The sequence below is a fragment of the Photorhabdus hainanensis genome, from assembly GCF_018448965.1.
Taxonomy (GTDB): Bacteria; Pseudomonadota; Gammaproteobacteria; order Enterobacterales; family Enterobacteriaceae; genus Photorhabdus; species Photorhabdus akhurstii.
The window spans coordinates 98888-116039 of record NZ_RCWD01000015.1 but is presented as its reverse complement, the minus strand read 5'-3'; the positions used below and the strand labels follow the sequence as shown (position 1 = coordinate 116039).

Sequence of the window (17152 nt, the reverse complement as noted above, 5' to 3'; positions counted from 1 at the left end):
GCAGGAGAAGCGAAAATAACGCCTTGTCGGGCGATTAAATTGGCTTAATGAGGAAAATGGATGGCATTATGATTCACAATGAGAGGAACAAATCCCGTTATTTTCAACGAGGTTTGTCAGCGGTCTGAAAGCCCAAAGGGCTTTTCGCCTGATATTCCCGCCCGCACTGGGCTAGGGTTTACGGCGGATTTTGCTAAATGTCTTTTCATTTACCAATAAAAGCGGCCATTTTTTGATATCGATGGCAGCTTCTCAATTGTTCACATAACAGCCGCAGCGCTTATATCTTATTCTGTCAAATAAAAATTTAATTAGATATTAACGTTATATATTAATAAATAAGATATTTTTGCTTTTCACCCTCTATCTTACCCACGTAAAACCCTCTATACTTCGCCAACTGTATGGATAGACAGTTATTAGTCAGAGGAATTTATGACCGCGGAAGGGCATCTTTTGTTTTCAGTTGCCAGCATTATCTTGGCACACAAGCTAGAAATAACACCAGAGATAGCTAATGGAGACTGGCTGCATATGCTACCAGGGGTGCTGCTTACTGCTTTGTTACCTGATATCGATCACCCTAATTCAACCTTGGGTAGATTATTCAGATTTATCTCCATTCCCGTTGCCAAACTCTGTGGTCATAGAGGATTTACTCACAGCTTGCTTGCTCTCATATTAGGAATCACTTTATTTTGGCTAAAAATACCAGAAGAATGGCTAATCCCAACTGATTTTTTCCATGCCATGATTGTTGGCTATTTGAGCCATCTGATTGCAGATATGTTAACACCTGCGGGTGTGCCGTTATTATGGCCAATCAAAATACGTTTCTGTCTACCCGTGCTTGGCAAGCAAGGAAATAAGAAAGCAGAAAGGTTTATTTCTGCTCTATTAATTGTCATTGCCATTTTTCTACCAAAAGATATTGAATACTCTATACTTTTTTATATCAATCGCATCAAAGATCTCTATTTATAATGCTCTAATTGACTAAAAATAAATCTTAAAAGTCACATTTGTTATATCAAATTCTATATAGTTATAAATGAGAATAATTTAAGCTGATACTATATTCCCCAACTGCTTGTTGTAATGTGTTCGTTTGCAAACTTACACGATTCGATACAACTTATGACTCAACTAAATTGAATTCTGGAGTTTGGGGATGAATTTACCACTCATTTCGAATGTGCTCGTCTTCGTAGCACTGCTTTTGCTATTGTCAAAAGCGAGTTCACGGCAATGGAACTTGTCGAAAAAGGTTTTTGCGGGCCTTGCCATTGGCATTATTTTTGGCTTGGCACTGCAACTAGTTTATGGCTCTGATAATACCATAGTGAAGGAATCCATATTATGGTTCAACATTGTCGGTAATGGTTACGTACAGCTTCTACAAATGGTCATTATGCCTCTGGTATTTGCCTCTATTTTGAGCGCAGTCGCCAAACTACACAAAGCATCTTCTCTAGGAAAAATCAGTTTTCTGACTATTGGAGCGTTGCTATTTACTACAATGATTGCAGCGCTTATCGGTATCATGATTATCAACCTGTTCGGCTTGACTGCTGAAGGTCTGATCCAAGGTCCTCAAGAAACAACCCGCCTGTCTGCTATCGAAAACAACTACGTCAGCAAAGTCTCTGATTTATCTGTACCACAATTGATTTTATCTTTTATTCCTAAAAATCCATTTGCAGATTTAACCGGCGCTAATCCAACCTCTGTTATCAGCGTTGTCATCTTTGCAACCTTCTTAGGTATCGCAGCTCTGCAAATGCTGAAAGATGATCATGAGAGGGGTGAGCGCATATTAGTCGCTATCGATACTATACAAGCATGGGTAATGAAACTGGTTCGTCTGGTTATGCGCTTAACGCCGTATGGTGTTATGGCTTTAATGACCAAAGTTGTCGCCAACTCTAATATCCATGAAATTGCAAAACTGGGAACTTTTGTTATCGCATCTTACATTGCATTAGCACTCGTGTTTGTTGTTCATGGGCTTCTGCTTTCTCTCATCGGCATCAATCCACTTAGATTCTTCAAAAAAACCTGGCCTGTGTTAACTTTTGCGTTCACCAGCCGTTCCAGCGCAGCCAGTATCCCACTGAATGTCGAAACCCAGACACTCCGTATTGGCGTGCCAGAATCTATCGCCAGTTTCTCAGCCTCTTTTGGAGCAACAATTGGTCAGAATGGTTGTGCCGGGATTTATCCTGCTATGTTGGCAGCAATGGTTGCTCCAACAGTGGGCATAAATCCTCTTGACCCGATGTGGATTGCAACACTCGTTGGTATTGTCACTATCAGCTCTGCTGGCGTGGCGGGTGTAGGTGGCGGTGCTACGTTTGCGGCACTGATTGTCTTACCCGCAATGGGATTACCTGTGACGTTGATTGCTTTATTGATTTCTGTTGAGCCTCTCATTGATATGGGCCGTACGGCACTGAATGTAAGTGGCTCAATGACCGCTGGTACTATTACCAGCCAACTGATGGGACAAACTGATAAAACTATCTTCGATCAGGAAGAACAGGTTGAATTAAGTCAGCTATAATTTAAAACTTCAAAAGTTGCAAAAAAGCCGGAGTTGATCTTCCGGCTTTTTATTTTATTCACAATGTTATTTATTCAGGTATTGTCCACTACGCAGCGCTTCAATACGTTTGTCCAATGGTGGGTGAGACATGAACAGCTCACTGAATGTTTTTGCTTTACCATTAATACAGAACGCCATCATACTGCCTTCTTCCTGCGGTTCATAACTGGTTTTCAGACGCTGTAAGGCAGCAATCATTTTCTCACGGCCGACCAATTTGGCAGAACCTGCATCTGCATGGAACTCGCGGTAACGAGAGAACCACATTGTAATAATGCTCGCCAGAATGCCAAATACTATTTCCAGCACCATTGAAACAACCATGTAAACAATCGGATTGCCAGAAGAGTTACTCTCTTCCTCATCACTGTTGCCAGACAGGAAACTTGATACAGCCTGAGCCAACAGACGAGAAATAAAGATAACGAAAGTATTCACGATCCCTTGCAACAAGGTCATCGTCACCATATCACCATTAGCAATATGACTAATCTCATGAGCAATAACGGCTTCTGCTTCCGCCCTACTCATGTTGTCCAATAGACCAGTGCTGACAGCTACCAGGGAAGCATTACGACGCGCTCCGGTAGCGAATGCGTTAATATCAGGCGCGGCATAAATCGCAACCTGGGGCATGGCAATATTGACCTGTTCCGCTTGACGACGAACAGTTTCCACTAACCAATGTTCAACTTCATTTGCTGGCTGTTCTATGACCTGACCACCCACAGAACGCAGAGCCATCCATTTGGACATCAACAGGGAAACAAATGCGCCCCCGAAACCAAACAGGCCAGCCATAATCATCAGACCTTGTACACTACTCCTCTGAATTCCTGTCAAAGAAAGTATTATCCCGAACACCAACATGACAGCGAGGTTAGTGAGGAGGAACAAAACAATTCGCATCATAAAAACCGGCTTCCTATATTAATAATCATAAATGCACTTTCAGAACTACTCTATAAATAAGGCTGTTCTTGCTATATTCAAGGCTTTTAACCTGTTAAGCGATAAAATCAACACAACTTTACAAAATCATAAAAAAATCCGCATTAGCCTAACACCAATTGGTTAAACAAAATACTCCAACACCTAGTAAGGCTGAGAAAATGTGAAATAATTCATCTTTTCTGAAAAGAAAAAACACCTTAAAAAGGCTGTTCATATTATTTTATTGAAAATCCAATATACCGTTCACTCAAAACATCTCAAGCGAACGGTATTGGGCATTAATCATTGACAGGCTTTAACCCATTATTTTACTTAGATTTAGCTAACATTTTCTCAGCAGGTTGATGCGCTAAATCAAGTGCAATCTTCACTGACTCATCAAGATAGGGATCTGGCCCCTGATAATCTTTAGGTAAATCATCCAGTGAAGTTAACGGCTTTTTACCTTCGCGTTTAAAGCGATCATTTATGCGATTCAACTTCAGAGCATCTGCTTCCTTATTTTCTTTCTCTCTTTGCGCATAGTTCAAAGAAACAAGATTTTTATGCTCTTTCATCGCCTTATAATGAGCAATATCCTCATTGATATACTTGAACTCTGGATCAGTTGTGATACGAGCATTGTGAGCGGTATTCAACTGAGGAGTTAATGCGGCAATAACTTTAGACCCTGTATAACGGGCAGCAGGAACGCTATCCCAAGGCAAAGCATTATCTTCGAAACTTTCCCCCGTTTCTGCCGGATCAACCCCCGTTGGCATTACGATATCAGGAGTAACCCCTTTACGCTGAGTACTACCGCCATTGACACGATAGAACTTCTGAATCGTATATTGGACAGACCCCAGTGATGGCCAATCAGGACGCATCATTTGATCGTAAATACGACTCAAAGAACGATATTGTTGAACCGTGCCTTTACCAAAAGTCGGCTCGCCAACAATCAACGCTCGCCCATAATCCTGCATTGCCGCGGCAAAAATCTCAGAAGCAGATGCACTAAAATGGTCTACCAGAACAACTAAAGGTCCTTTATAGTACACCACTTCATCGGTATCAGAATCCTGACGGATTTTTCCATTATTATCTCTAACCTGGACAATCGGGCCGCTTGGGAGAAACAAGCCTGATAAAGAAACCGCCTCTGTCAGCGCACCACCACCATTGCTACGCAAATCAATGACAATAGCACTGACATGCTGTTTGGTCAGTTTTTGTAATTGCGTTTTAACATTATCAGTCAAACCAACATAAAAACCGGGGATATCAAGAACACCCACTTTTTCCTGACCCATTGTCTTAACTGACATCTTCACAGCCCGATCTTCCAAACGGATCTGTTCACGCGTTAAAGTAACAGTGCGTGGTTTTGCTCCTTTGGTATCAGAAATAACCTCAAGCCGTACTTTACTCCCTTTAGGACCTTTAATCAGCGCAACCACATCATCCAGACGCCAGCCAATAATGTCCACCATAGACTTCCCTGACTGAGCGACACCAATAATCTTATCGCCCACGTTTAATGCTTTGCTTTTGGCGGCAGGTCCACCAGCAACCAAAGAATTTATAACCGTGTAGTCATCATCTATTTGCAAAACAGCACCAATCCCTTCCAGGGAAAGACTCATTTCTGAGTTAAACTGTTCAGTATTGCGTGGTGAAAGATAATTGGTATGAGGATCAATTTCACGAGCAAACGCAGTCATAATCAATTGGAAAACATCTTCACTTTGACTTTGTGTCAGACGTTTTAACGCAGACTGATAACGTTTGGTGAGCATCTCTTTGATTTTATTGTCCTCTTTGCCACTGAGCTTGAGGTTGAGCCAATCATACTTAACTTTAGCATCCCAAAGTTTATTTAGCTCTTCCACACTCTGTGGCCAAGGGGCTTTGGAACGATCAACATCAATTGTATCGTTACCATCAAAATTCATTGGCTGTTCAAGACGCGATAAAGCGTACTGATAACGCTCAAAGCGACGTTTTTGTAACAAATTAAACAAGTCATATGGAATTTCCAGATTCCCACTTTCCAATTCCTTGCCTAACAACTTTTTCTTATCGGCATACTGAGCAATATCTGACGCTAATAATATGTTATGGCTGTAATCCAGTATATTGAGGTAGCGATCAAATATTTTTGCCGAGAAATCACCATTTAAATCAAATTGGCGATAATGAGAACGAGTGAAGCGGGATGTTACCCGCTCGCTCACTGTTGAATGCTGAGGTTCTTGCTTCAATATAGGTAGTTGTTCAATACCAACAGGAACAGCCACCGGACTGTTTGTATTCGCATAACAAGTACCAAAAATTGAAACACCTAAGACAAAAGCCAGTCTGACGAATTTGTTCATGCCCAGGTTGGCCTCCGTATCAGAACTGTAAATGTTCTGCGCGTACAATCATTGCCAAACCGGAAGGCAATTGTACTCGTACACCATCTTTGGCGATTTCAAGCACAGAAGCATCCACTGAACTTTTACCCACTCTTACTTTAATTTCCTGACCAATTTTCAGCGATGAAACATCGACAATCTGAGTAGGCGCGGGTTGAGCGGGTTTAGCAACTGGTTTACGTGCTTGCTGAGGACGCTTTTGTTGGCGCGGCTGTTGCTGCCGTTTTTCCCCCTCAGTATTGTTAGCACGGCGACGAGGTGCAGGTTTCTTGGCTGTGGATCGTTCATTTTTTTCACCAGCAGCCGCATTTTCAGCTTCACGCTTCTTAGCTCTTTGCTCCGTACGCTGTGCCTGAACCCGTGCTTTAGCCTCAGTCAGTTGCTGGAGAGCGTGCTCAATGTGTTCCGCTTCCAGTTCACCGCATGAATTACCATCAAGGTCAACACGCTGTGCACCTTCTTTAACACCATACAGATAGCGCCAACTTGATGTGTACAGACGTAAGGCGGAGCGCAGTTGTGTTTTACTTAAACACTCTTCGTCCTGAATACGTTCAACGATATCTTGAAAAATACCGATCTTTAAAGGACGAGCTTCACCTTCTGCTACGAAACAGAGCGGGAAACGCTCAGCTAAAAATGCAATAATCTCTTTACTACTATTCAACTTAGGTTGATTTTCCATGAAATTTCCTGATTACAACGGTTTTGCCAACCAGCATAGGCATGAACTGGCGTCATTATAATAGCGTTGCTGATAAATGCCACGTTATCCATATGTTAAGTTACATTCAATTCAACATATTTAGGCATAACGCACTGTTCTAAATGAGCACAAAGCCCATCAATAAGGATTTGTAAGCCAAATTCGTCTTTCTCGTCGAACCTATTAAAGACCGTGCTATCAATATCCAATACACCGATGATTCTATCGCTTACGATCAACGGCAACACAATTTCAGCGTTACTAGCGGCATCACAGGCGATATGGCCTGGGAACGCATGAACATCATCAACACGCTGGATGCGCTTTTCTAATACAGCCGTTCCGCATACCCCCTTGCCAACAGGTATTCTGACACAAGCAACTTTTCCCTGAAATGGCCCTAACACCAACGTATCGCCATCAATCAGGTAAAAGCCAACCCAGTTAACATCATGCAAGCGTTCATACAACAATGCACTGGCATTAGCCAGCGTTGCTATTAAGTCATACTCACCAGACAACAGAGCTTTTAAGTCCCCCGTAAGCTCCCGATAGAACTCATTTTTATTCATAATTGACCTATCCGATGAAATTCACAAAACGCATCTCTATTTTTATATCAAAAAAATATCAAATGCCCATAACAATAAGGTTAACAGTCTGTCACACTGACGTAAATTCTTTACTATCTTTAATAAGATATTCTTTAATATATTTATTGAATACTCGCAAAAGCTTGTGAGATATCACACTACTTACCAAAACATTATCAGAGGCGCAACCAGTATGAATATGATTCACCGTCAGCACCTCCAGGTTCCCATACAATAAAATTAAATTGAACTTTTCCACAATTATAAAGATCAATTATCTGATAACAGTGTCGCTCATTAGCCTCTTTCATTTGAGAATTGACTGGTTGTGTAGTAAAAAACAAAACATTCAAACAATTTATCCGTAGAATTATTGCATCTACTACACCATCACTAACACTTTTACTCCTTACTACCACACCAAATAAATATTTCCTACTGAATGTATAAAAGGTCAAAGAATGACAAAGATAAAAAAAGCAATATGACGATAGTAAGTTTTAGAACAGATAATTATAACAGCAATATCATCTACCAATTATCCAACACAGAAAATATTATTACTGGAAATCTCAGCTATTTGATCTATCCTCAATGATGGCCACACTGGTCTTACCTGTTATCTAAAAGTTAAGGAGCGATCATGAACCAGACAATATTAAGAATCTCCAGCTACGAAATTGATGATGCTATTCTCTCTTCACCTTCTGAAGAGGACGATATCACCATCAGCATTCCCTGTAATTCCGACCGCGAACTTTGTATGCAGTTGGACGGATGGGATGAACACACCAGCATTCCCGCCTTATTAAACGATAAACACATTCTTCTCTACAGAAAGCATTATGATAGACAAAAACATGCATGGGTTATGAGGGTGGCCTGATGTCCACAAAACTTGTGACAAAAAAAGGCCGAGTTGACTCCTCTACTCGGCCTAGGGAAAATGGCTCTTAAGAGCCGTGCGCTAAAAGTGTCATTGAGACGAAAAACAACTTACAACTTAAAGCGTAGCCGACATACTTGCATTTTACCAACTTTTTGGATAATAAATAATCAAAAACAACATCTTCCATTAAGCCAAATATAGACGCTATCGCTTACTCAATGACATTATTTTTTATCGCACAATGCTAAAGCTGCTTGTTGGAATGGCTCTATACTCATTTTTTGAGTTGGATTTTTGCTATCATCCAATAAAATAATATCCAAAGACTTAGCATTCACTTTCCCTACCTGCATCATCTCTGTGGCTATATCATTCAATGGGTATTGCACTAACGTGCTTGGATTAATCACAAACAGAGCCTTGTTTGCTCGGCAATCCAACATCACCTCTTCCCGTGTAAATGCCCATTTATCACCAAATTGTAGCTTACTCACTGTTTCAATCGATGCAGCAACATTTTGAAAAGAGAGACAAAACAAGGAAAGTAATAAGAGTAAACGTTTCATAATAGTTACCAATGTAGATATAAAAGCGAGCGAAGTGGATCTTTTATACACTCCAGCTTTTTCCATATTCACTATATATTTAGTGTCAAGAATAGGCTACACCAACAGCACCTATTGAGATAGATAGTTAACTAAGAAAATCAAACTGGTTGATAAGTGGCAAAAGCAGCAACACATAATAAAACCAATGCTCCGAGGATAATTTCAATCCAACTATTGATAATCAACAACTGATAACGGCCAGGTTGTTTCAGTTTGGGAACCAGGATATAGCGGTTAATTAATGCCAGCATCACCATACCCGCCACTAATGCTATCTTCAGCCATAGCATGGATTGATATTCACTGCCGCTATATTTCGGCCAGTTCGGCAGCAAAATTAAGCTGCTTATGATGCCCGTTATAATAATCAGGGTTACAGCAACGTGACCATACGTGGAAAAACGCATCATAGAAATCATAATCTGTTTATCCAACCCTACGGCCAATTCATTTTTTATCCGTAAAAATTGCAGACATAACAAAAAAGGCCATAATCCACCAAACCAATACCCAACACTCACTAAGTGAATTACCTGATTGACCTGAGAAAAAACGCCGGTTATCCCATCATGCATTACCGAATGGCCTATAAAGGCATGGCAGGCGAGTAAAACCGTAGAACTGATTAACATCAGAATATTTCTGGCTTTTTGTTTACTGATAAACAAAAACCCCGTAGCAACTATTGAAATCAGTATTTGCCATTGCCAAACTTTACCAAAAGTTGTTCCCAGTACTGCCAACCAGATTTCTAGATTATAAATATCCTGCCAACCATCACCCATTATTCCCGCTTGAATTGCCAACCATCCAATTGTTGTTATTAATGTCACAACGGTACTGATAATTACCCCTAAACGAAGGCGCGCATCAATCAGCACAGATAAACGCTCAGGAACCAAGATGGCAGTAAATACGCTAAAGCCAAACATTAACATAACTGCCACAAAATGGGTGAAGCGACAAAGAATATACAGCGCCGCCAGAGACATCATTATTTCACTGTAAAGCTATAGACACCTTTGGTCTTATGCCCATCAACAGAGACCACGCTCCAGTTCACATCATATCTCCCTGTCGTTAGTTTATCTTCGATAGGAAGAATCAGTTTTGTATTAGTCGCCGGATCAAGCTTCAATTTTCCGGTTTTAATGGGTCTATTTTCCGGACCAGTCACTTTTACTTTACTAAAATTCAGCTCAATACCTTCAGAAAAGCTTAATGTGATTACCTGCGGTGTATTTTCTACAGTAGTATCTTCCGCCGGAATTTGTTCTGTCAAATGAGCATGCGCCAAAGCTTGCTGGCAGGATATGCCAACAAAAAGAACAATTAGAGCAGATAATTTTCGACAAAAAGAGCGAATTGTGCTAATAGTCATCAATAACCTCTTAATTTTCAAATGAATCTCGATAAGTTGTCATCATTTTATATCAAAAGAGTTATTTTATCTGCGATAACTTACAATGAGAATTTCGTCTTGTGAACTATCGCGCAAAAATAAAGGAAAACCGCAGCATTGACTTTAAATACCTAAAGTTATTGCGACTACTGCGGCTAATTAATTCCATTTCATTTATACAGGATTTGCAGCAGCCAGACCTTTCAGATCCTTATCTAATAGGAAAAGTGCTTTACCATCCTCACCAACCATATCCAGTTTATCAAGGATAGATTTAAACAATTTTTCCTCTTCATGCTGCTCTGCTACATACCATTGCAGAAAGTTAAAAGTAGAATAATCTTGCGTGGTTATCGCCAAATGAGCAAGTTTATTAATTTCGGCAGTAATAAACTTCTCATGTTCATAAGTTCTATTGAGTACATGGGTTATAGATTCATAATCGATCGAAGGAGCATCAATTTGTCCCAAACGTGGCATTGCACCTGTATCACTCAGATAATCAAACAAGCGATGCATATGCTGCATTTCTTCCTGAGAATGTGATTTAAAAAACGCAGCGGCGCCTGGTAACCCCTGTTCACTGCACCAGGCACTCATTTGCAGATATAAATTCGCAGAATAGAACTCCAGATTCATCTGCTCATTTAATTTATTAATCATTTCTTGGTTTAACATAATAGATACTCCAGTTATTAATTCACCTGTATTATGCCAATTAAATCAGAATAATAAAACCCAATAAGAGAAAATAAATAAAATATACATATCACATTGAAATATAAATATATTTCTTGATAAAAAAATGAAAATGAATCTCATTTAATATATTTAAATGAAAATGAATTACATTTACAAAATACTCTTCATCAAGGAATTTTTATATTTAATGATAATGAATATTATTTATATTTATAAAATAATCAATTCAGACCTTGCCAGAAAAACTCTTCTGGATTAGTTTTATCACTTTGTGTGTGAATGAGAAAGACACTTATGAAACATAATCTGGCCGAGCTTTCCACAGAGAATATGGATAAAGTGAATGTTGATTTGGCTGCTTCCGGCGTAGCTTTTAAGGAGCGTTACAATATGCCAGTACTGCCTGATACAGTTGAACAAGAGCAACCCGAGCATCTACGGCAATATTTTCAACAACGCTTAGTGCATTATCGCCAATTATCCAAACAGCTTTCCCGTTTACCCTACGAACCCAAAGGCCGCTAATCAATCAGTAAGCATGGGTAACCACCGGATAACCGGTGGTTATATCCAATTACTGATCGGCAAACCTATCTGTCGCACTAATAAGCTGATGTAAAATACCCGGCTCATCAAATGAATGTCCCGCTCCTTCAATGATATGTAATTCCGCTTCCGGCCATGCCTGCGCCAAATCCCAAGCATTTTGCACCCGGCAAGCCATATCATATCGGCCATGAATGATAACTGCCGGAATATCCCGTATGACGTCAATATTATTCAACAGTTGCTGCTCCTCATTCATAAAACCCTCATTGATGAAATAGTGGTTCTCAATCCGAGCAAATGCCAAGGCAAACTCATCTTCTACAAAACACTCCACACTATTTGAAGGCAGTAATGTTACCGTCTCTCCTTCCCATAAACTCCAGAGACGAGCGGCCTCTAATTGCACCCGAAGGTCATCACTAGTCAGCCGCTTATTATACGCTCCAATCACATCCTTTCGTTCTTCCTCCGATAAAATAGAGACCGTTCGTTGCCATTTGTCAGGGAAGAAATTAGAAGCGCCATCCTGATAATACCAGTGCAACTCTTGTGGCCTCAGCAAGAAAATTCCCCGAAGAATTAATTCAGAAACGCGTTGAGGATAAGTCTGGGCATAAACTAAAGATAAAGTTGAACCCCACGAACCACCAAATATCAGCCATTTTTCCACCCCCATCAATTGACGTAAACGCTCAATATCTTCAACTAAATGCCAAGTGGTATTATTTTCCAAGCTGGCATGAGGTTTTGAACGCCCACAACCACGCTGATCAAATAACATGACATGATATTTCTTCGGGTCGAATAACCGACGGTGATAAGAGGCAATCCCACCGCCCGGCCCGCCATGAATAAACACAGCAGGCTTACCTACAGGATTACCACACAATTCCCAATAAATTTGATGCCCATCGCCTGTATCCAAATAACCCGAACGATAAGCTTCACAAGCCGGATATAATTTTCTCAATTCTGACATAACATTTCCTTTACTGACTAACACCAAACCTGGCATCCGTCTAACGACGGGTAGAGATAACTAGCAGAAAATGTTATTTCAATTCGCTATAGCTAATCGTATTTTGCTGACAATCAACGACAACACGGTAACCTTTGTCACGCTTGGAACCACGAACAGTCAGCGGAATTTTTAAGATATCTTTATCGCCAGTAATATTTTCCGCCTTTACCCACGCCACTGGTTTAGAAGTTCCCAACTGCTTTCTATCTTCCGACCAATGGTTAATGCGGTTTTGCAGAAAATCACGCTTGACTTGAGCGGCAATTTGCGATTTGGTTAAATTATCGCAAGAAATAAATTTACCAACACGTTTGTTCTCCGATACAGCAGATACTGTGAATGAAACAGTGAGCAAAAGTGCGGCCCCCGATAGGCCAACTCTGTTAATGATATGACATGCTTTCATACTACCTCCCGTTAATATCTCAAAGTAAGAGATTAAATATGGAGCTAACCTAGCATGTCAGGTAAAACAAATGTGTGATTATTGTTAAATAAATAATTTAATTATGTTCATTTTTCATCATCAAACACTACATTCACCTGTTCTTTTCCTCGATGCTGTTCACGAATTTCTTGAGCAACCAACGCAATCGCTTCCCCACTGCTCATTCCTTCAACCATCAATTGCTGAATTTTTTCCACTGCTAGTTGCTGTTCCTGATGGGATAAAGCTGGCATATCCGAAAACATGATAATAACCTCTATAAAGTGATCTATGCCGAGGAGTATAGCGATTTTTAACTCAAGTAAGGAATGGATTTCTATGCTAATCTGTAAGGATTAAAATCAAAACTAACTTTTACGTTACAACTGCTAAACCAACATCATAATGAGTATTTCACTACAAAAACGGCAATTACCTTATCAGCCAGACGCTGCCATCAACTATTTCGCGCCGATTTCAAACCAGCCTTGGGCAATGCTGCTCCATTCTGGTTCTGCCAACCACCCCCATAACCGGTTTGATATTATGGTTGCAGAACCACGGATAACACTGCTCAGTCATAATAAATCGACTGAAATAAACGAAGATGGTTATAGCTATATTACTGAGGAAGATCCCTTTCACCTGTTAAAAAAACAACTAAAGAAATTAAATATCACAGCAAAGCTTGATACTGATTTGCCATTTCAAGGTGGCGCACTGGGCCTATGGGGATATGATCTAGGGCGTTATATTGAAGAATTACCATCACAAGCCAAAAATGAGCTGTCATTTCCAGATATGGCAATAGGTATTTATGACTGGGCACTGATTGTTGATCATCATAAAAAAGAGGTGATTTTATTCAGTTACAGTAATGTTGACACGCGTCTGAACTGGCTTACATCTCGCCAAGCTTCACCAAAAGCAGCTTTTACGTTGACCAGTGAATGGCAGTCAAATATGAGCGCTAAACAATATAACGAGAAAATTAACTGCATTCATCACTATCTGTTAAATGGCGATTGTTATCAAGTTAATCTGGCACAACGATTTTGCGCCGATTACCAAGGAGATGAATGGCAAGCATTCATAAAACTTAATGAGAGCAACCGCGCACCTTTTTCAGCCTTTATTCGTTTACCGGAAAACAGCGTTATCAGTGTCTCTCCCGAACGTTTTTTACTCTTGGAAAATAAACAAATTCAAACTCGCCCGATCAAGGGAACATTACCGCGCTTAGGTGATGCAGAAAAGGACGCCCTGCAAGCTGAAAAATTAGCAGCTTCAAAAAAAGACCAAGCTGAAAATTTGATGATCGTCGATTTATTGCGGAATGATATTGGCCGGGTAGCCACACCTGGGTCAGTTAAAGTTCCTGAATTATTTGTGGTTGAACAATTCCCTGCCGTTCATCATCTGGTTAGCACAATCACCGCAACACTGCCAAATGAGCAACATGCCACGGATCTATTACGTGCCTGTTTCCCTGGAGGTTCTATTACCGGAGCGCCTAAAATCAGAGCGATGGAGATAATAGAAGAACTTGAACCTCACCGCCGACATGGATATTGTGGTTCAATTGGCTATATTAGTTTCTGTGGCACAATGGATAGCAATATCACCATTCGTACCCTCTTAACTGAGAAAGAAAAAATATATTGTTGGGCTGGCGGCGGGATCGTTGCCGACAGCATTGCCGAAAAAGAGTATCAAGAAACATTTGATAAGTTGAATTGTATTTTGCCACAACTAGGGAAAATAAAAGTCATATGATATCGCTGTCTGATTTCGTTAACAGATTTCAGTTACAACTTCCACCACCACCTAAACGGCTTTTAGATAACAACCGCCATGCCGCGGTGTTATTACCCATCATCTGCAAACCGAAACCAACATTATTATTGACCCGACGCTCCGCCACTTTACGGTCACATGCCGGTCAAGTCGCCTTCCCAGGGGGAGCTGTTGATCCTAAAGATAAATCAATAATCGCGACAGCGCTACGGGAAGCGGAAGAGGAAGTTAACATACCTCGTCAGAAAGTTCAGGTTCTGGGACAACTCGCTCCTTTAAATAGCATCAGTGGCTATCTAGTGACACCTATTGTCGGATTATTACCCGCCGGATTATCCCTTCACAGCAACCCGGAAGAAGTCGCCAAAATATTCGAAGTTCCTCTATCAGAAGCACTTTCACTTTCGAGTTATCATTATCTTGATATTAACCGTCGTGGTCAGCAGCATCGTATCTATTTTTACTGGTACCAAGAACACCTCATCTGGGGGCTGACAGCAATGATAATTCATCAATTAGCTCAACAAGTTCAGGTTTGACCCAAATCATTTAATTTAAGGATAACTGATTTGTATTTTTTTTGCCCATTTTTATCGCTGTTGCTATCATAATTCAAAAAAAACTGTAAACTCCCTTATCAACACTACTAAATCACAGTAAAGTAGCGTATCCCCAATATATATAACTATATCTCTATCTTTTTTAAGGAGTCTGGCGTGATTAGCGTTTTCGACATGTTTAAGGTCGGTATTGGCCCATCTAGCTCTCATACGGTTGGCCCGATGAAAGCCGGCAAACAGTTTGTCGACGATCTGGTAAACCAGGGATTAATGCCTTCTATCACGCGTGTAGCCGTCGATGTTTACGGCTCACTCTCATTAACCGGCAAGGGTCACCATACGGATATCGCCATTATCATGGGTCTGGCAGGGAATTTACCCGCCACCGTTGATATTGATTCGATCCCCGGTTTTATTCGTGATGTAGAGCAAACACAGCGCATTAAGTTAGCCAACGGTTTACATGAAGTCGATTTCCCACGTGATAGCGGCATGGTTTTCCGTAGTGATAACCTGTCATTACATGAAAACGGCATGCAAATTCACGCATTCGCGGGGGACAAAAAAGTTTATAGCAAAACCTACTACTCAATTGGTGGTGGTTTTATTGTTGATGAAGAACACTTTGGTAAACCTTCTCAGGATACCAAACCCGTTTCATATCCATTCAATTCAGCAAAAGAATTACTGATGAATTGTAATAAAACCGGGTTATCTATTTCCGGTTTAATGATGAAAAATGAGCTGGATCTCCACAGCCAAGAAGAAATTAATGCCTATTTTACCGATGTCTGGGATACCATGCAGGCTTGTATTGAACGTGGTTTGAACACAGAAGGGGTTTTACCTGGCCCACTGCGTGTACCACGCCGGGCAGCGGCACTACATCGCATGCTGACCTCATCAAACAATCTGTCTAATGATCCAATGAATGTTGTGGATTTAGTGAACATGTTCGCTCTGGCAGTCAATGAAGAAAATGCTGCGGGTGGGCGTGTTGTTACCGCACCAACCAACGGCGCTTGTGGCATTGTTCCTGCCGTACTCGCTTATTACAATCATTGTATTGAACCTGTAACGCCAGAACTCTATATCCGCTATTTCCTGGCTTCCGGCGCTATTGGCATTCTCTATAAAATGAATGCATCAATATCTGGAGCTGAAGTGGGTTGCCAAGGGGAAGTAGGTGTTGCCTGTTCGATGGCGGCAGCCGGCCTTGCTGAGCTGCTTGGCAGCAGCGCTGAACAGGTCTGTGTTGCAGCTGAAATCGGTATGGAACATAACCTCGGCCTTACCTGTGACCCGGTGGCAGGCCAAGTACAAGTACCTTGTATCGAACGAAATGCCATTGCTTCAGTAAAAGCAATCAATGCTGCACGTATGGCTTTGCGCCGCACCAGCGAACCGCGCGTTTCTCTCGATAAAGTTATTGAAACCATGTACGAAACAGGTAAAGACATGAACGCTAAATATCGTGAAACATCCCGCGGTGGTTTGGCAATTAAAGTTCAGTGTGATTAATCAAATAGATAACCTGTTTTTTAAATCAATAAATGCTTCTGTAATGAAATATCCCTACCTTATGGTAGGGATATTTTTAGCCAAAAATCAAAATGATCATCTTTTGATCTAAAAAGATGAATATATTTTCTATTTTAAATTAATAAAATGTTACCGGAAACAGAATAAACACCTAACAATAAACAAATTATAGATAATTATAAATTAATTTCACAATTTTTAGCTTATTAAATTGTTTTGTGGTTAACATTTTTATCTATTTCATTTTTTCTGACTGACAGCAATTTTCCTTCGGTATTTCTAATGTTAATCTAACAGCCGATTTTTTCAGTCAATAAGAGATAAAGTCTAAATCAAGTCAAATATTTAGGTATCATATTGATAAAAGGTCATTATTCATACAAATAAGATTTTTA

Annotated in this window: 18 protein-coding genes; 7 read left to right on the top strand and 11 right to left on the bottom strand. The window is 40.4% G+C overall.

The window, feature by feature from the left end; all coding sequences use genetic code 11:
• The first annotated feature begins 435 nt into the window (after positions 1-435).
• Both EAE92_RS11495 and EAE92_RS11490 read left to right on the top strand, forming a co-directional pair.
• A complete protein-coding gene (locus tag EAE92_RS11495) occupies positions 436-984 on the top strand; it encodes a metal-dependent hydrolase (RefSeq protein ID WP_046397547.1) in 549 nt (182 codons plus the stop codon).
• Between the two features lie 187 nt (positions 985-1171).
• Complete coding sequence (locus tag EAE92_RS11490; RefSeq protein ID WP_214068178.1) at positions 1172-2563, top strand: L-cystine transporter; 1392 nt, start codon at positions 1172-1174, stop codon at positions 2561-2563.
• A gap of 66 nt (positions 2564-2629) precedes the next feature.
• Here the strand turns inward: EAE92_RS11490 and htpX are convergent, their stop codons facing one another.
• From htpX to EAE92_RS11470, 4 genes are all read right to left on the bottom strand, one after another.
• Positions 2630-3517, bottom strand: coding sequence for a protease HtpX (htpX, locus tag EAE92_RS11485; RefSeq protein WP_036782002.1), 888 nt, complete (start codon positions 3515-3517; stop codon positions 2630-2632).
• 350 nt (positions 3518-3867) lie between these two features.
• Positions 3868-5919, bottom strand: coding sequence for a carboxy terminal-processing peptidase (gene prc / locus EAE92_RS11480; RefSeq protein WP_214068177.1), 2052 nt, complete (start codon positions 5917-5919; stop codon positions 3868-3870).
• A gap of 19 nt (positions 5920-5938) precedes the next feature.
• A complete protein-coding gene (gene proQ, locus EAE92_RS11475) occupies positions 5939-6646 on the bottom strand; it encodes an RNA chaperone ProQ (protein WP_214068176.1) in 708 nt (235 codons plus the stop codon).
• Positions 6647-6741: 95 nt separating this feature from the next.
• Positions 6742-7239, bottom strand: coding sequence for a GAF domain-containing protein (locus EAE92_RS11470; protein WP_214068175.1), 498 nt, complete (start codon positions 7237-7239; stop codon positions 6742-6744).
• A gap of 664 nt (positions 7240-7903) precedes the next feature.
• Here EAE92_RS11470 and EAE92_RS11465 point away from each other — a divergent pair.
• The gene (locus tag EAE92_RS11465) at positions 7904-8146 is read left to right on the top strand and encodes a DUF1480 family protein (RefSeq protein WP_214068174.1); all 243 of its coding nucleotides are present in this window, start codon (positions 7904-7906) and stop codon (positions 8144-8146) included.
• 227 nt (positions 8147-8373) lie between these two features.
• Here the strand turns inward: EAE92_RS11465 and EAE92_RS11460 are convergent, their stop codons facing one another.
• The 4 genes from EAE92_RS11460 to ftnA all read right to left on the bottom strand — a co-directional run bounded on the left by EAE92_RS11460 (position 8374) and on the right by ftnA (position 10837).
• Positions 8374-8715, bottom strand: coding sequence for a YebY family protein (locus EAE92_RS11460; protein ID WP_036805239.1), 342 nt, complete (start codon positions 8713-8715; stop codon positions 8374-8376).
• Positions 8716-8855: 140 nt separating this feature from the next.
• Positions 8856-9749, bottom strand: a complete 894-nt coding sequence (copD, locus tag EAE92_RS11455; protein ID WP_036805236.1) for a copper homeostasis membrane protein CopD — start codon at positions 9747-9749, stop codon at positions 8856-8858.
• 2 nt (positions 9750-9751) lie between these two features.
• Positions 9752-10138 (bottom strand): CopC domain-containing protein YobA, encoded by a 387-nt coding sequence (yobA, locus tag EAE92_RS11450; protein WP_036781988.1) that lies wholly within the window; start codon positions 10136-10138, stop codon positions 9752-9754.
• A 195-nt stretch (positions 10139-10333) separates the two neighbouring features.
• The gene (gene ftnA, locus EAE92_RS11445) at positions 10334-10837 is read right to left on the bottom strand and encodes a non-heme ferritin (RefSeq protein WP_214068173.1); all 504 of its coding nucleotides are present in this window, start codon (positions 10835-10837) and stop codon (positions 10334-10336) included.
• A gap of 318 nt (positions 10838-11155) precedes the next feature.
• Between ftnA and EAE92_RS11440 the strand changes: the two genes are divergently transcribed.
• The gene (locus tag EAE92_RS11440; RefSeq protein ID WP_214068172.1) at positions 11156-11386 is read left to right on the top strand and encodes a DNA polymerase III subunit theta; all 231 of its coding nucleotides are present in this window, start codon (positions 11156-11158) and stop codon (positions 11384-11386) included.
• Between the two features lie 49 nt (positions 11387-11435).
• Here the strand turns inward: EAE92_RS11440 and pip are convergent, their stop codons facing one another.
• The 3 genes from pip to EAE92_RS11425 form a co-directional block, all read right to left on the bottom strand.
• The gene (gene pip, locus EAE92_RS11435) at positions 11436-12389 is read right to left on the bottom strand and encodes a prolyl aminopeptidase (protein WP_214068171.1); all 954 of its coding nucleotides are present in this window, start codon (positions 12387-12389) and stop codon (positions 11436-11438) included.
• A 73-nt stretch (positions 12390-12462) separates the two neighbouring features.
• The gene (yebF, locus tag EAE92_RS11430) at positions 12463-12837 is read right to left on the bottom strand and encodes a protein YebF (RefSeq protein WP_214068170.1); all 375 of its coding nucleotides are present in this window, start codon (positions 12835-12837) and stop codon (positions 12463-12465) included.
• Between the two features lie 107 nt (positions 12838-12944).
• Positions 12945-13124 (bottom strand): YoaH family protein, encoded by a 180-nt coding sequence (locus EAE92_RS11425; protein ID WP_040153331.1) that lies wholly within the window; start codon positions 13122-13124, stop codon positions 12945-12947.
• A gap of 139 nt (positions 13125-13263) precedes the next feature.
• On the opposite strand from EAE92_RS11425, the gene pabB reads away from it, so the two are divergent.
• From pabB to EAE92_RS11410, 3 genes are all read left to right on the top strand, one after another.
• Positions 13264-14634: an aminodeoxychorismate synthase component 1 gene (pabB, locus tag EAE92_RS11420; RefSeq protein WP_214068169.1), complete on the top strand. Its 1371-nt coding sequence runs from the start codon at positions 13264-13266 to the stop codon at positions 14632-14634.
• Positions 14631-15194 (top strand): CoA pyrophosphatase, encoded by a 564-nt coding sequence (locus EAE92_RS11415; protein WP_214068168.1) that lies wholly within the window; start codon positions 14631-14633, stop codon positions 15192-15194. Before pabB ends, EAE92_RS11415 begins: the two co-directional genes overlap by 4 nt.
• A 177-nt stretch (positions 15195-15371) precedes the next feature.
• Complete coding sequence (locus EAE92_RS11410) at positions 15372-16736, top strand: L-serine ammonia-lyase (protein ID WP_214068167.1); 1365 nt, start codon at positions 15372-15374, stop codon at positions 16734-16736.
• Positions 16737-17152: the final 416 nt, after the last annotated feature.

Excerpts from the sequence above, each read along its gene's own strand:
- EAE92_RS11495 (WP_046397547.1), top strand. The coding sequence starts at position 436 with ATGACCGCGGAAGGGCATCTTTTGTTTTCAGTTGCCAGCATTATCTTG.
- EAE92_RS11490 (WP_214068178.1), top strand. The coding sequence starts at position 1,172 with ATGAATTTACCACTCATTTCGAATGTGCTCGTCTTCGTAGCACTGCTT.
- htpX (WP_036782002.1), bottom strand. The coding sequence starts at position 3,517 with ATGATGCGAATTGTTTTGTTCCTCCTCACTAACCTCGCTGTCATGTTG.
- prc (WP_214068177.1), bottom strand. The coding sequence starts at position 5,919 with ATGAACAAATTCGTCAGACTGGCTTTTGTCTTAGGTGTTTCAATTTTT.
- proQ (WP_214068176.1), bottom strand. The coding sequence starts at position 6,646 with ATGGAAAATCAACCTAAGTTGAATAGTAGTAAAGAGATTATTGCATTT.
- EAE92_RS11470 (WP_214068175.1), bottom strand. The coding sequence starts at position 7,239 with ATGAATAAAAATGAGTTCTATCGGGAGCTTACGGGGGACTTAAAAGCT.
- EAE92_RS11465 (WP_214068174.1), top strand. The coding sequence starts at position 7,904 with ATGAACCAGACAATATTAAGAATCTCCAGCTACGAAATTGATGATGCT.
- EAE92_RS11460 (WP_036805239.1), bottom strand. The coding sequence starts at position 8,715 with ATGAAACGTTTACTCTTATTACTTTCCTTGTTTTGTCTCTCTTTTCAA.
- copD (WP_036805236.1), bottom strand. The coding sequence starts at position 9,749 with ATGTCTCTGGCGGCGCTGTATATTCTTTGTCGCTTCACCCATTTTGTG.
- yobA (WP_036781988.1), bottom strand. The coding sequence starts at position 10,138 with ATGACTATTAGCACAATTCGCTCTTTTTGTCGAAAATTATCTGCTCTA.
- ftnA (WP_214068173.1), bottom strand. The coding sequence starts at position 10,837 with ATGTTAAACCAAGAAATGATTAATAAATTAAATGAGCAGATGAATCTG.
- EAE92_RS11440 (WP_214068172.1), top strand. The coding sequence starts at position 11,156 with ATGAAACATAATCTGGCCGAGCTTTCCACAGAGAATATGGATAAAGTG.
- pip (WP_214068171.1), bottom strand. The coding sequence starts at position 12,389 with ATGTCAGAATTGAGAAAATTATATCCGGCTTGTGAAGCTTATCGTTCG.
- yebF (WP_214068170.1), bottom strand. The coding sequence starts at position 12,837 with ATGAAAGCATGTCATATCATTAACAGAGTTGGCCTATCGGGGGCCGCA.
- EAE92_RS11425 (WP_040153331.1), bottom strand. The coding sequence starts at position 13,124 with ATGTTTTCGGATATGCCAGCTTTATCCCATCAGGAACAGCAACTAGCA.
- pabB (WP_214068169.1), top strand. The coding sequence starts at position 13,264 with ATGAGTATTTCACTACAAAAACGGCAATTACCTTATCAGCCAGACGCT.
- EAE92_RS11415 (WP_214068168.1), top strand. The coding sequence starts at position 14,631 with ATGATATCGCTGTCTGATTTCGTTAACAGATTTCAGTTACAACTTCCA.